The sequence below is a fragment of the Gimesia panareensis genome, assembly GCF_007748155.1.
In the GTDB taxonomy this organism is placed as follows: Bacteria; Planctomycetota; Planctomycetia; order Planctomycetales; family Planctomycetaceae; genus Gimesia; species Gimesia panareensis.
In genome coordinates this window covers 2,947,386-2,960,233 of sequence record NZ_CP037421.1, presented here as the reverse complement: position 1 = coordinate 2,960,233, position 12,848 = coordinate 2,947,386, and the positions used below count along the sequence as shown (strand labels likewise).

Below are 12,848 nucleotides of genomic sequence, written 5' to 3'. Positions count from 1 at the left end.
ACCGGTTGCGTTAGCACGGAATACAATAGACTGTTTTACATATCGCCATCTGTTCTCCAGGATGAGTCCGTCCATGCCGATTCAAGTCAGCTGTCCCGTCTGTGCGAAAATTTACAAGGTCAAAGAGGAAGCCGCCGGGAAGAAGCTGCGCTGCAAGGATTGTGGTGAAACGGTGTCGATTCCCAAACTGGACCCGTTCGAGAAAGAAGCAGGCACTGGCGATGATTTTTCCAGTCTGCTCGACGATGCGGTGGAGCTGGAAGCGAAGTCGAAGACGATTCGCCGGGTGCGGCGGAAGCCGATGGTGAAAGCCGAGAAATATAAAGGCGACGAGGACGGCCCGGTCACGAAGAAAAAAGAGAATACCTACGTCGAGGACTTGAAGGCGACGTTTCTGCTGCTGCTCGATCCGTCCAACCTGTTTATCTTCATGCTGCTCTGGCTGGGAATGGGGCTCTGCTTCTCATTATTACCCTTTGCCGGTACGCTGGGGTTCATTGGACTCATCATTATCATGGGCTGGTACAGCCATTATCGCTTCTGTGTGATTTATGAAGCAGCCGCGGGTGAGAAACATCTGCCGGAACTGAGCCCCGAGGAAGGCTTTTTTATCCCGATGATCAAGTGGATCTTCACCTGGATCCTGGTGCATTTCCCGGCTTACGCGTACGCGGGCATCATCTTCTTCCTGAATCCGGAGGCCTTTGCGGAAGCGGGCCTGTATCTGTTTCGCATGCAGGAACTCAGCAACAACCTGCCCGTGTTTCATCTGAGCATGTTCATATTTCTGTATTGCATGGGCCTGTTTTTCTGGCCGATTCTGGCACTCTGTGTGGCGGTGGGCGGAATCGAATCAATCTTTCGGATCGACCTGATGATCCTGACGATCGTCAAGTCGCTGCCCGCTTATGTCTTTACCGCGACGGCCATGTTCGTCACCGCGGGAATTCAACTGGCGCTGGATCTGGCGGATATCGAATGGGGAATTATGGGGCTGTTTCTGATGCGAGGGGTGATGATCTACATGGAACTGGTCGCCCTGCGGATGATCGGCCTGTATTATCACCACTTCAAGAACCAGTTCGCCTGGTCCTGGGGTTAAGCGGCGCAATAAACCCTCGATTACTTTTCGTAAATCGTCTGGATCACCTTATCGAAGACCGGTCGCATCTGATCGAACTGGCCGTCGGGACAGAGGCATATCATGTTGAACTGGACTCTGCCGGTGAGCAGTGTGACCCGATAGCCGCGCTGTTTGCCCCCCAGCAGGGCTTTGGTCGTGAACACAGACTGACAGGTATCGCCCATTTTGGTTTCAAATAGTTTGTAATCGCCGATTTCCTCGTAGTTGGGATAATCGTCTTCCACTTTTCGTTTCATCAGGCGATGGATGTCGACGACCGGCGGTTCGATTTCGTCCGAGTCCGCGCCCTGGGTCATGGCCAGTCCTGCCCCGCCGAGCGCACCGCCAGTCATATTGCCGCGTACTGAAATCGAGACGCTTTCATCGGGGGAAAGAAACTTGCCCCAGCTCTGAACGCCCCCTTGGCCTCCCCCGTTTTTGACGGTCCAGCCTTCCGGGTATTCACAGCCGAAGTCACCGACTTCCGGGTGGAACTTCACGTATTTGGCGGGGACAGCCGCCTGGTTCTGGGCTGCGTTCTGCGCACTCAGCGAACTTCCCGCGGTAAACATGAAGTAGATCAGTCCCCCGGTGAGTGCCAGCCCCAGCACGCTGCCTCCGACAAGCAGCATAACCGGCGGCTGTGACTTTTCCTGTTCCGATTTTTTGCGCTTCGAATTTGATTTCTGAGGCCCGGAACTGCTGCCGGATTTCCCTTTCTTTTTCCGCGCGACGGGCCCGGGCTACCGCGGCACTGTCAAATTCGTCTTCAAAATCATCGAAGTCGTCCGCAGGCGGTTTGCGAGCGGCTTTCTTTTTCTGACCGTCGGCTTTCAGAACAAAGGGAGTCTCACAGCTGCGGCAGTTGACTTTCTTACCCAGCATTTTGGTGCTTTTCAGTTTGGCTTTGGCCTGACAGTGCGGGCAGGTCACGACGACTTCGGGCATGGGTATGGTCTTCCGGAAAGAGATGTGATGGCGATGGTCCCGGGCAGGAGCGGATGCGCCTCTGCAATGTTTTTTACGATATCAATTCGCGTAATGTTTATCCACTACGATGTTTGTGAATAGATGTCATAAACGGAAAATCAGCGATTCGCAAGACTGCGTTCAAAAACTCATCAGGATTTCATGCAGGGAACTCCCCTTTTTCATTTTCAGAAAAAAGCAGACAAAGTCCCGGTCTGCGCGGGTCAACTGTCTGACAAAGCCCTTTGATCCGTGTGCGTTACTGGCGCGACAGCACTCGATCAATGGGCTTTGTTTGTTTTACAGATGCAAACAGGAGATGACGCGGCCTCCCGACCGTGGCTGCCGGTTCCCATCGGCGGACATTTATGCCATAATCGAAGCAGGATCTATTTTGAAGTTATGCCTGCCTGATCTGCCGGGAGAATTCCATGTTTGCGAACGCTTTGAAAACCCTGTCTCTGTTGCTGATGTGTGTCTGCTGCGTTTCGTTGCCACTTGTGGACGCAGCCGAATCCGGTTCTGCCTATGGGTTCGCGAAGACCGAAATCACCCCCGAGGTTCCCCTGCGTCTCTCCGGATATGGGAATCGGGACACCGTTTACGAACGCGTGGATGAGCCGCTCTATGTGCGGGCGATCGCGATTCAGTCGCCTGAGAAAAAAGTCTGTACGCTGGTTTCGCTCGATTCGATCGGCTTTGCTGGCACTTTTACGGACCGGATTGCCGGTAAGGTGAAGCAGCAGTATGGGCTGAGCCGCGATCAGCTGGTGATCTGCAGCACACATTCGCACACCGCGCCGCACCCGATGGAGGGGCTCTCGAATATCTTCTCGACGCCGATGACCGAGGCCCAGAGCGAAGCCTCACAGAACTACTGGAACAGCGTAGAGCAGCGGATTGTGCAGACGGTCGGCAAGGCGATCAAAGATCTGCAACCAGGGACGATGTCGCTGGCAACCGGGAAAGTCGGCTTTGCCCAGAACCGGCGGGTGTTGAAGAACGGCAAGTGGACCGGGTTCGGTGTCAATCCGGACGGTCCCATCGATCACAGTCTGCCGGTGCTCAAAGTGACCGATGCAAACGGCAAGCTGCGGGGGCTGATGTTCAACTACGCCTGTCACTGCACGACGTTTGGCAGCGACTATAATTGTCTGAACGGCGACTGGGCCGGCTATGCTTCGAAATACATCGAGGAGCAGCACGGCGATATCGTCGCTGTCTGTACGATCGGCTGCGGGGCGGATCAGAACCCGATTCGGGGCAAGAAGGATGTGGCGAAAGACCTGGCGATCGGACATGGCCGCGCGATCGCCCTGGAAGTGGCCCGACTGCTCAAAGAGTCGGCTCAGCCTGTGACCGCGCCGCTGGGCACCGCGTATGGGAAAGCCAATCTGCCCTTCGATCCGCCGACGAAAGAGGAATTGCAAACCGCCCTCGAACATCAGCGGCCCCAGGTCAGACAGCACGCCGCGAATATGCTCAAGTACTTCGAGAAAGACGGCAAACTGCCGACGAGCTACCCTGCTCCGGTGCAGGTCTGGAAATTTGGCAATCAGCTGACGATGATCTTTCTGGGGGGCGAAGTGGTGGTGGACTACGCACTGCGGCTCAAGCGGGAACTCAAAAGCGACGCCGTCTGGGTGACCGCCTATGCGAACGACGTCTTCGGCTACGTCGCTTCCGAACGGATGCGGGACGAGGGGGGCTACGAAGTCGATTTCTCGATGATCTATTACAATCAGCCCGGCCGCTGGGCCCATGGCACCGAAGACCTGCTGATCAAACGGATTCATGAGCTGGTGAAACAGGCAAAGTGATTCGCGAAGAAAAACGGTTCACGCCAGATGCTTTGCGGCATGATTTCGAGGATCGCGGGAAAGAAACTCCGATTTTTTTGAATTCGGCGGCTGCAATCTGTGTTGTAAGTATTGAGCCGGAAAGTACTTTCCCGTTAAAATCCAGCACCGCTTCCGGGCTCCCGGGCGAACTCATTCGCCTGCAGCGGGGTCCATAGAGAAACACAGGCGCCCGTAGCTCAGCTGGATAGAGCAACGGACTTCTAATCCGTAGGTCGGTGGTTCGAATCCACCCGGGCGTGCTTTCTTCTGCTGACTTCTTCTGCTCTGCTGCTGTTGACGCGTTCTGCTCCTGTGATTCTGAATCGATAATTTAGCCCTTAAGCAGAGGTGCGGAATGGATACCCGTTACATCATAACACTTATCTCATTATTATTGTGTACTTGTCTTTCCAGTTGTCACCGTGGAATCTCGACCAGCGCTTCCCCTCCGGCTGAGGAACTATCACAGTTCTCAGATGAGTTTGATATGCCAGCTTATTTATTCAATAAGCCCATGATCGCCGTTTTTCAAACTCGTTTCACATCATATCGTGACGATCTGTTTCAGCCCGAAATTACCTTTGCAGTCTGGGATAACGGAACGTTTTTGCTCAAGGAAAATCGAAACTATGTAACGGGAGCGCTATCTGTTCAATCTTTGTCAGATGTAAATAACATCATGAACGATAAAAGATATTGTTCCTGTTTAACTAAATGGCTTCCTCAATATCATCATTCCAATCTCTACTACTCAATCTTGTCTACAGAAAACAAAGATTATTCGGCCAAATCCTCTTTAAGGCTGACCGGTGCAGACGATCTCGATGACATGAGCGATATTCAAATCAGTGATAAGAGTAGTATTGCCTATGTCCGTAAAACTAACGACACCATCAAGGAGCATTTGAAGAAGAGTACAACCTCTGGGACGTTCTCTCTGTCTGAAGAAAATGTAATGCAGATTGTCTCAAAATGGGGTTACGGACCACCGTATCTCACCAACGAAGAGATAAAAGAGATTATCCAAGGGGGGGACGGACCACCGCTTATCACCAACGAGAACAGCAGCAAGACGGATTAGAACTGTAATGGTGGTTATTCCTGCGGACGGGCCCCTTCCACACCGATTGTATAAATGACCGGAGTGCGGCTTTTGTAACCCTTACTCGCCCGGGACGTCGTGATGACGATGTTGCCCGTCTGGCGGTCTTCAATAGAGTGCCAGTGCGACAGGTTCACGTCCTCTTCATCAGGTTGTTTCGTGTCAATCACAACCAGATTCTCGCGTATAATTCCATAGGTTTTCGGATCGACCTCACCAATGACCAGAGGCCAGCGGGGATGATTGGCCTGGCAGTTTTTCTCACTGATGTTGCCAATCCAGTAAGTACGGCCATTCGAGTGTTTGATCAGTTCTGACATCGAAGAGGGAGAAAAGAAAAGTTCTCCATCAGAGTAGGTCCAGGGCTCTGGCTTGCTCCACTTGTGGCCGCCGTCTTTGGTAATGCTGATCCACTTGCGACTGGGCAGCTTATTCGAGGGATCGCTCTTGCCGCCGTTACTGCCGCGCATAATACAGATGAGATTCCCATCCGGCATTTGTGCCAGGGTCGGTTCATACAACCCGCGGACGGTGCGTTTGCCATCGCCTTCGATCGGTTCTGATGACTCCCATTCGATGTCGTTGTTTTCCGTCCAGCGTCCGATGAGAATTCTGGTTTGGAGCCAGTACCAGCCGCCTCCGGGGTTGAACAGGCTTTTGCCGTCGTTTGCCAGGGGGGGCATTTGCATGGGAACCAGGATCGTGCCCTCGCGGGTGCGAATTGGATCACAGCCGAGATCACCGAGAAAGAAGCAATTTTTACTGATATGTACGCCGTCGACAGGGTGCTCGGGGGAATACGCTTCTCCCTTTTGAACGATGGGTTTATCGTACAGATAAGTACGGCCCCCATCAGTCGATACCCGGTAGCGAAGGTAGTACCAGTGCCATTGCCAGCGCGGCTCATGTGCTTTGGGATCTTTACCTGGTGTGTCCATACAGTTGAAAAGCGACAGAATGTTGCCGTTGACCGGATCTCGCCAGAGGCCGTAATGGCTGCGTCGGTAGCCAAAGGGCAGGTCTTTGTCAAAATCGGGAGTGGGTTTCACAGGCTCCCATGTGAGACCGTTGTCAGCTGAAACGCCATTCAGTTTAATCATTGCCTGACCTGAATGATTCTGATAGATGGCTTTAAACAACGGTGACGTCGCTTTAAGCAGTTGCTTCTGCTTTAATGAAAGCGTTCCCGGACCTGCTGCGTTGGCGGTCTGCATCAGCAGAGAAATGACAATCATGGATGATAAGCTCAGATTCTGGAACAGTTTCATGCGTGTCTCTCTGCTTCGAGATTATGTTGACCATGGAGATGGAGCCTGAAATCGCTCCAGACCTGTTTATTTCACCACTCTAACTTTGCCCTGCTCTCCACTTCAAGCTGGTCTTATTTTTTTCATCTATTCACTGCCCCTATGCTGGCATGATTTCGTTTCAGAAAGAAACCACTTTTCGATTGCAGGAGTCCAGCCCGGGAGCGCTCTATGTCCTGATTCGGGCCGGTTGGATCTGGACTTTACTGATCTGAGTGCTAAAATGATTGACGAAACTGAGTCCTGTGACCGAAACTAATCCATATGTATCGAAAAATCGTATCTCTATTCCTGATTCCCTTAGTGTTGCTGACGCAGTCAGTCACATTCGGGCATTCGCATGCAGGTAACCATCCTGCAGAGCACGATTTGCGCGCCCACATTCACGTCAGCTCAGCTGAGGCTCACGAGCAGCATGGGCATTCGCATGCACATGGGGCTCATTCTCATAAACATGAGGGGCACTCTCATTCAGACCATGATCAGCCGGTTGTTCCTGAAGTGGAAGCGCCTTTTGATCATGATTCTTCTGCCATCTATCTCAACAGTACTGACCTGACATCAGGTTCGCGCACTACGCTGAATTCGGAACTGTTGTTGTCTTTTCACTGGATTGTGATCGAAGCCGATGCGCTGGCCTGCTCATTATCGTCGGGCTCTTCTCCTGAATGGAGCAGGCAGGATTGCGCACCTCCCGGGGCCGAATCCCCGCTCTTTCTCCGCCATCACGCTTTTCTGATCTAAGCGTGCGCTTTTTGTGCAGGCAGTCTCTGAACTGAGATGCTGCTGCCCTGCTTTCTCTGTTGGCGTCGAAGAAATTCTTATTGCATGCTGGTATTCATTTCCAGCGAAACTGCAAATCGTTCAGCAGGCTTCATTTCCATTGGATGGTCAGAATTCGTTTATTCTGATCACTGCGGAGCTGCTGAGTTGGATGTTCACGATCCCGATTTTCGGTATTTAGAGGGACAGTTATGAAGGTACTTCTTCAATCGATGAAGCCTGTTCTGGGAATCACGATCTTTGTTTTGATTGCTGCCGGTTTTGTTTTGCGCGATCACTGGTTGCCGCTGCTGGAACAGAATCAGGCTGATCAATCGAAAGACGGGGCAGTTTCATCCAAAAAAGCTGACGGCAAAAAAAACGCGGATCAGCAAAAGATCATTCTCTCTGACCAGGCCATTGCCAATCTCGGAATGAAAGTGAAATCGGAACTTCCCGAGACGTACTGGAAAACGTTTCAGGTGCCGGGGATGATTGTGGATCTCCCCGGGCGCAGTGATCAGAGTGTGATTTCTCCCGTGGACGGCGTTGTTGAGAAAATGAATTATTATCCGGGCGATACGGTCCGGCCGGGGGACGTACTCTATACGATTCGAATTCTCAGTGAAACGTTACAGCAGACGCAGACCAACCTGTTCAAAGACACTCAGAATATCGCGCTGGCAGAGACAAAGAAAAAACGACTGGAGACAACACGCGGCGCGATACCCGAAGCGCGGATCATTGAGGTAGCCAATGAGATCAAACGGCTGCACGTGGCAATCAAGGGGTATCAGCATGAACTGCTCAGTCGTGGTTTTTCACAGCAGCAGTTGCAGAAAATCTCTGCCGGCGATTTCGTCAGAGATCTGGATATCCTGGTTCCGGATCGGATGGACCGGGTCGGCAGCACGAGAACGCCTGTCGCGCTGAAAGCATCAGGGACAAAAGTCAAACAGGAGCCACCGCTGACATTCGAAGTTCAGGAGAGCAAGCTCGATCTGGGGCAGCAGGTCAAGACGGGCGAGATGCTATGCCTGCTGGCCGATCATCGTCAACTGGCAATCGAGGGGCGTGCTTTTCGCGATGAAACCCAACTGCTGGAACGCAGTGTGCGAGAGGGCTGGCCTGTCGAAGTCGATTTCCAGGAAAGAGAATCGACTCACTGGCCTGCCATCAAACAGAGTTTCCTGATTGAGTACCTTTCAAATGTGATCGATCCGGTAAACCGAACCTTTGCGTTTCGTATGCCGCTGGAGAATCAGTCCCGGGTTGTGCAACAGGGAGACCAGACCCAGGTGCTCTGGCGTTTTCGTCCCGGACAGAAAGTGCGGCTGATGATCAGGGTGGAAAAACTGGAAAACGTGTTCGTGCTCCCGGCAGATGCCGTTGCCCGCGAAGGAGCGGAGGCGTTTATCTTCACTCAAAATGTGAATACCTTCTACCGCAAACCGGTGCGTGTGCTGGAGCGGGATCGACGGCATACCGTGATTGCCAATGATGGATCGCTGACTCCCGGTTCGTTTGTGGTTCAGGGAGCTGCAGAGCAGTTGAACCGCATGCTGAAGTCCTCTTCTGATAATGATTTGCCGGAAGGCTATCATATCCACGCGGACGGCAGTCTCCACAAAAACGAAGATGAAGGGAAATAGGGGAACGCCGTGCTCAATTCCATAATCCGACTTTCGTTAACGCATCGTACTCTGGTCCTGGCGGCCTGTGTGGTCATTCTGGCTTATGGTGGTTATCTGACCACCACATTGCCGATCGATGTTTTTCCTGATCTCGACCGCCCGCGGGTGGTGATCCTGACGCAGTGTCCCGGCATGTCGTCTGAAGAGGTCGAAACGCTGGTGACGTATCCTATCGAAACGGCTATTCTGGGGGCGAACGGCGTCGAAGATGTGCGCAGCCAGTCCAGCCAGGGGATGAACGTGATTTACATCGAGTTTGGTTGGAAGACTGAACCGCGCTACGCCCGTCAGATTGTTTCGGAACGCCTGGCAACTGTTCCCATGCCGCCTGGCATCCGCCCGATGATGACACCCCAGGCCTCGATTATGGGGCAGATTCTGCATGTGGGCATCCACCGCCGCACAGGACCTCAAGGAGGGACTTTAGTCCCGGTGGGACAGACAGGACTGCTGGCTGAACGCATCGAGAAAGAGGGGAAGCCATTTCTTACTGTCTGGAATCCAGTGGAACGCAACGATCTTGGCCAGTGGCAGAAAGTGGCAGTTCAGGATCCGGAATGGGACCCGCGAAATCCCGGTCGGATGGTTACGTTTAACTGGAATCAACGTTCGTATGACGTCGTCTTTCCGACTCCCCTGGAAGAACGGATGGACCTGCGTACGACAGCTGACTGGCTGATCAGGCCGCGGTTGCTCAAATTGAACGGCATCGCGGAAGTCATCGTGATGGGGGGCGATAAGAAACAGTACCAGGTGCTGGTCGACCCGATTAAGTTGCAGGAATATAACGTTTCACTGCAGGATGTCGAGGCGGCGGTCCAGTCGAATAACCTGAATGCCAGCGGCGGATTTATCCTCAGCGGCCAGACCGAACGCCCCGTGCGGATTATCGGCCGACTGGGTGCGCTGACCAATGATGTGCTGGAAGAACTCCGCAGGGCGCCCGTCAAAATGAACGGGGACCGTGCCGTACTGATGGAGAACGTGGCGGAAATCGTTGAAGGCCCTGCCCCGAAACGGGGAGACGCGAGTATCGATGGCCACGCGGGCGTGGTGATTACGATCGTCAAACAACCCCATGCGGATACCAGAAAGCTGACGGATGATGTGATGGCGGCCCTGCATGATGCGGAAGCGTCGCTGCCTGCCGACATCGTGATCAATACCAAGCTGTTTAAACTCAAAAGTTTCATTGACCGGGGGATTTACTATGTGGAAGAGGCCCTGGTGATTGGTGCGGTACTGGTGGTGATCGTATTGTTCCTGTTTCTGCTGAATCTGCGCACGACCTTCATCACACTGACCGCGATTCCCCTGTCGCTGGTGATCACGACGCTCGTGTTCCGCGTTGTCGGGATGATTACGGGAACGGAACTCTCGATCAATGTGATGACCCTGGGGGGGATTGCGGTTGCGATCGGGGAACTGGTCGACGATGCGATTGTGGACGTGGAAAATATTTTCCGTCGGCTGGGCGAAAACAACATCAGCCCGAATCCCAGACCGGCGATTGTCGTCGTTTTTGAAGCCAGTCGGGAAATCCGTTCGGCGATCGTTTTTGGTACCGCTGTCGTGGTGCTCGCGTTTATGCCTCTGTTTGCCCTGTCGGGAGTCGAAGGGCGTCTGTTCGTTCCCCTGGGGGTGGCCTATATTGTATCGATTCTGGCCTCGCTGCTGGTCTCGCTGACGGTGACTCCCGTGTTGTCTTACTACCTGCTGCCCCAGGCTAAAGCCACCCACGAACATCAGGACGGGCGCTTGCTGCGGTTTCTGAAATGGGGTGCCAGTTTTCTAATCCGGTTCAGTATGCGGCATGCTGCTGCCCTGCTGTTACTGACCTGGGCTCTGGTCGGCGTCAGTGTCTATGAGCTGTCCCGACTGGGGGCGGACTTCCTGCCAAAAATTGATGAAGGGAGCGTGCAGATCAATGTTACCCTGCCGGGGGGCTCTTCTTTGAAAGCTTCGAATGAGGCCTCTTCACTGATCGATGCCCAACTGGTGAAAATGCAGAAGTCCAAAGCTAATCCAAACGGTCCGATTTTGCACTTTTTCCGGCGGACCGGTCGGGCAGAACGGGATGAACATGCCCAACCTGTCAACGTGGGCGAATATATCCTGACAATGAATCCCGCAGCGAACTATGATCGCGATGAGTTTCTGGAGACGTTACTTTCCGATCTCAAAACGAATGTTCCCGGAGTGGGGATCGAGGCGGAACAGCCGCTGTCTCATCTCATCAGTCATATGCTGTCCGGGGTCAAAGCCCAGGTCGGGATTAAGATTTATGGGGATGATCTCGACAAACTGCGCGAACTGGCGGGCAACGTCCGGGATGCGATCACTGATATTCCCGGGGTGACTCCGCCGATCATCGATCCCCAGGAACGGGTGGATGAGTTGCATGTGGTGCTGAAGCCGGAAGAGCTGGCTTACTTCGGTTTGAGCCGCGAATATGTCGCCAAATTTGTGGAGACGGCCTTGAAAGGGGAAGCTGTCTCACAGGTTCTGGAGGGACAGCGACGGTTTGATCTGGTCATTAAACTCAATGAACAATACCGCTCGGACCCCTATAATCTGGGGGAATTGCGACTCGAACTTCCCGATGACAGAGGTCAGATCCGTTTGCGGGAACTGGCTGAATTCCCCGGATCCGCCAGCGGTCCGAACCTGGTCAACCGGGAAAACGTCCGCAGGCGACAGACGATCCGCTGTAATGTGTCGGGACGCGACCTGGCCAGTACCGTGGAGGAAATTGAAAAACAGGTGCGGGAACAGGTCGAACTGCCCACCGGTTATTTTGTGGAATTCGGAGGACAGTTTGAAGCACAGCGTTCCGCCACACTCCTGATTACGATTCTGGCGGCCGTCTCGGTGGCGGGTATCTTTATTGTGCTGATGATGCTGTATCCCTCGGCGCGGATCACGTTTCAGATTCTGAACGCCATTCCAACGGCCTTCATCGGCGGTGTCTTCGCGCTGGTCTTAACCAACCAGACCCTGACTGTTGCCAGTATGGTTGGTTTTGTGTCTCTGGGGGGGATTGCCGTCCGTAACGGCATTCTGCTCGTGACACATTATTTCCATTTAATGGAAGAAGAGGGAGAAGACTTTTCTCCCCAGATGGTACTGCGGGGCAGCCTGGAACGGCTGGCTCCGGTGCTGATGACCGCTTTGACCGCGGGGATCGCCTTGATTCCGCTGGTGGTGGGTGGTAATAAACCGGGACTGGAAATTCTCTATCCCGTAGCGACCGTTATTCTGGGAGGGCTGGTGACATCCACCTTTTGTGAATTTTTTATTCACCCCGGACTGTTCTGGAAATTTTCCGGCAAGGATGCCGAACGACTGGTTCGCAGCGAAACTTCAGACGAAGAACTGCTGCGGGCTGCAACACAACAACACACTTGATTGATTTCTCTGAAGCAAAGGAAAACGAAATGAAGAATTTGAAAATCTCTGGTTTACTGTTCGCTGCGCTGATCGTAGCAGGCTGTGCAGACAAAGGCAGCTCAGACTCTGCTCCCCCGGAAACGGCGGCACCGGAGCCGGCAGCACACTCCGAAGAGAGCCATGCCGAAGCCCATTCGCACGGGACGGGGCCGAATGGCGGGGTCGTCTTCGATATGGGTAAATACCATGCCGAATTTACTGTTGATCACCCCAAGCATGAGTGTACGATTCTGTTTCTGGGAGCCGATGAGAAATCACCTGGGCCTGTGGCTGCGAAAGAGCTGACACTTTCAATCAAAGAAACGAAGACTGCAGAAGGCAAAGTCGTGCCTCCCATGACCGTCAAAATGCTCCCTCAGGATGAGGCAGACGGGAAAGCATCTAAATTTGTCGGGACTGATCCCGGGATTGGAAACGTAGCCGACTTTGCCGGCACCGTGCTGGGGGAAATCGACGGCAAGCCGTCGCAGGGTGAGTTCCAGGAATAATTCACTCTGGTGAGTCATTGGTCTGCCTGCTGGTCGTCGCCTGGGGGAACCTCTCCCGCGACGGCCAGAGGGGGGACTTTGCAGAACGTGACTGAAGACGCATCACTGTGAA

General features: G+C 53.4%; 9 protein-coding genes and 1 tRNA gene. 8 read left to right on the top strand and 2 right to left on the bottom strand.

What is annotated here, in order from left to right:
• Positions 1-73: 73 nt before the first annotated feature.
• Positions 74-1,102 carry a hypothetical protein gene (locus Enr10x_RS11160; protein WP_145449086.1) on the top strand — a complete coding sequence of 343 codons (1,029 nt, stop codon included), beginning with the start codon at positions 74-76 and terminating at the stop codon, positions 1,100-1,102.
• Between the two features lie 20 nt (positions 1,103-1,122).
• Here the strand turns inward: Enr10x_RS11160 and Enr10x_RS11155 are convergent, their stop codons facing one another.
• Entirely contained in the window at positions 1,123-1,755 is a 633-nt protein-coding gene (locus Enr10x_RS11155) for a hypothetical protein (protein ID WP_145449085.1), read from the bottom strand.
• Positions 1,756-2,523: 768 nt separating this feature from the next.
• On the opposite strand from Enr10x_RS11155, the gene Enr10x_RS11150 reads away from it, so the two are divergent.
• From Enr10x_RS11150 to Enr10x_RS11140, 3 genes are all read left to right on the top strand, one after another.
• Complete coding sequence (locus Enr10x_RS11150; protein WP_145449084.1) at positions 2,524-3,912, top strand: neutral/alkaline non-lysosomal ceramidase N-terminal domain-containing protein; 1,389 nt, start codon at positions 2,524-2,526, stop codon at positions 3,910-3,912.
• A gap of 207 nt (positions 3,913-4,119) precedes the next feature.
• Positions 4,120-4,193: transfer RNA gene (locus Enr10x_RS11145), tRNA-Arg, on the top strand.
• Between the two features lie 95 nt (positions 4,194-4,288).
• Positions 4,289-5,014, top strand: a complete 726-nt coding sequence (locus Enr10x_RS11140) for a hypothetical protein (protein WP_145449083.1) — start codon at positions 4,289-4,291, stop codon at positions 5,012-5,014.
• Between the two features lie 14 nt (positions 5,015-5,028).
• Here the strand turns inward: Enr10x_RS11140 and Enr10x_RS11135 are convergent, their stop codons facing one another.
• Positions 5,029-6,303, bottom strand: a complete 1,275-nt coding sequence (locus tag Enr10x_RS11135) for a sialidase family protein (protein ID WP_145449082.1) — start codon at positions 6,301-6,303, stop codon at positions 5,029-5,031.
• A gap of 303 nt (positions 6,304-6,606) precedes the next feature.
• Between Enr10x_RS11135 and Enr10x_RS11130 the strand changes: the two genes are divergently transcribed.
• The 4 genes from Enr10x_RS11130 (at position 6,607) to Enr10x_RS11115 (ending at position 12,736) form a co-directional block, all read left to right on the top strand.
• Positions 6,607-7,086 carry a hypothetical protein gene (locus tag Enr10x_RS11130; protein WP_145449081.1) on the top strand — a complete coding sequence of 160 codons (480 nt, stop codon included), beginning with the start codon at positions 6,607-6,609 and terminating at the stop codon, positions 7,084-7,086.
• Positions 7,087-7,316: 230 nt separating this feature from the next.
• Positions 7,317-8,756 carry an efflux RND transporter periplasmic adaptor subunit gene (locus Enr10x_RS11125; protein ID WP_232093318.1) on the top strand — a complete coding sequence of 480 codons (1,440 nt, stop codon included), beginning with the start codon at positions 7,317-7,319 and terminating at the stop codon, positions 8,754-8,756.
• 9 nt (positions 8,757-8,765) lie between these two features.
• On the top strand, positions 8,766-12,206 hold the full coding sequence (locus Enr10x_RS11120) for an efflux RND transporter permease subunit (RefSeq protein ID WP_145449080.1): 3,441 nt from the start codon (positions 8,766-8,768) through the stop codon (positions 12,204-12,206).
• Between the two features lie 29 nt (positions 12,207-12,235).
• The gene (locus Enr10x_RS11115; RefSeq protein WP_145449079.1) at positions 12,236-12,736 is read left to right on the top strand and encodes a hypothetical protein; all 501 of its coding nucleotides are present in this window, start codon (positions 12,236-12,238) and stop codon (positions 12,734-12,736) included.
• Positions 12,737-12,848 lie beyond the last annotated feature (112 nt).

Excerpts from the sequence above, each read along its gene's own strand:
- Enr10x_RS11130 (WP_145449081.1), top strand. The coding sequence starts at position 6,607 with ATGTATCGAAAAATCGTATCTCTATTCCTGATTCCCTTAGTGTTGCTG.
- Enr10x_RS11125 (WP_232093318.1), top strand. The coding sequence starts at position 7,317 with ATGAAGGTACTTCTTCAATCGATGAAGCCTGTTCTGGGAATCACGATC.
- Enr10x_RS11155 (WP_145449085.1), bottom strand. The coding sequence starts at position 1,755 with ATGCTGCTTGTCGGAGGCAGCGTGCTGGGGCTGGCACTCACCGGGGGA.
- Enr10x_RS11140 (WP_145449083.1), top strand. The coding sequence starts at position 4,289 with ATGGATACCCGTTACATCATAACACTTATCTCATTATTATTGTGTACT.
- Enr10x_RS11150 (WP_145449084.1), top strand. The coding sequence starts at position 2,524 with ATGTTTGCGAACGCTTTGAAAACCCTGTCTCTGTTGCTGATGTGTGTC.
- Enr10x_RS11135 (WP_145449082.1), bottom strand. The coding sequence starts at position 6,303 with ATGAAACTGTTCCAGAATCTGAGCTTATCATCCATGATTGTCATTTCT.
- Enr10x_RS11115 (WP_145449079.1), top strand. The coding sequence starts at position 12,236 with ATGAAGAATTTGAAAATCTCTGGTTTACTGTTCGCTGCGCTGATCGTA.
- Enr10x_RS11160 (WP_145449086.1), top strand. The coding sequence starts at position 74 with ATGCCGATTCAAGTCAGCTGTCCCGTCTGTGCGAAAATTTACAAGGTC.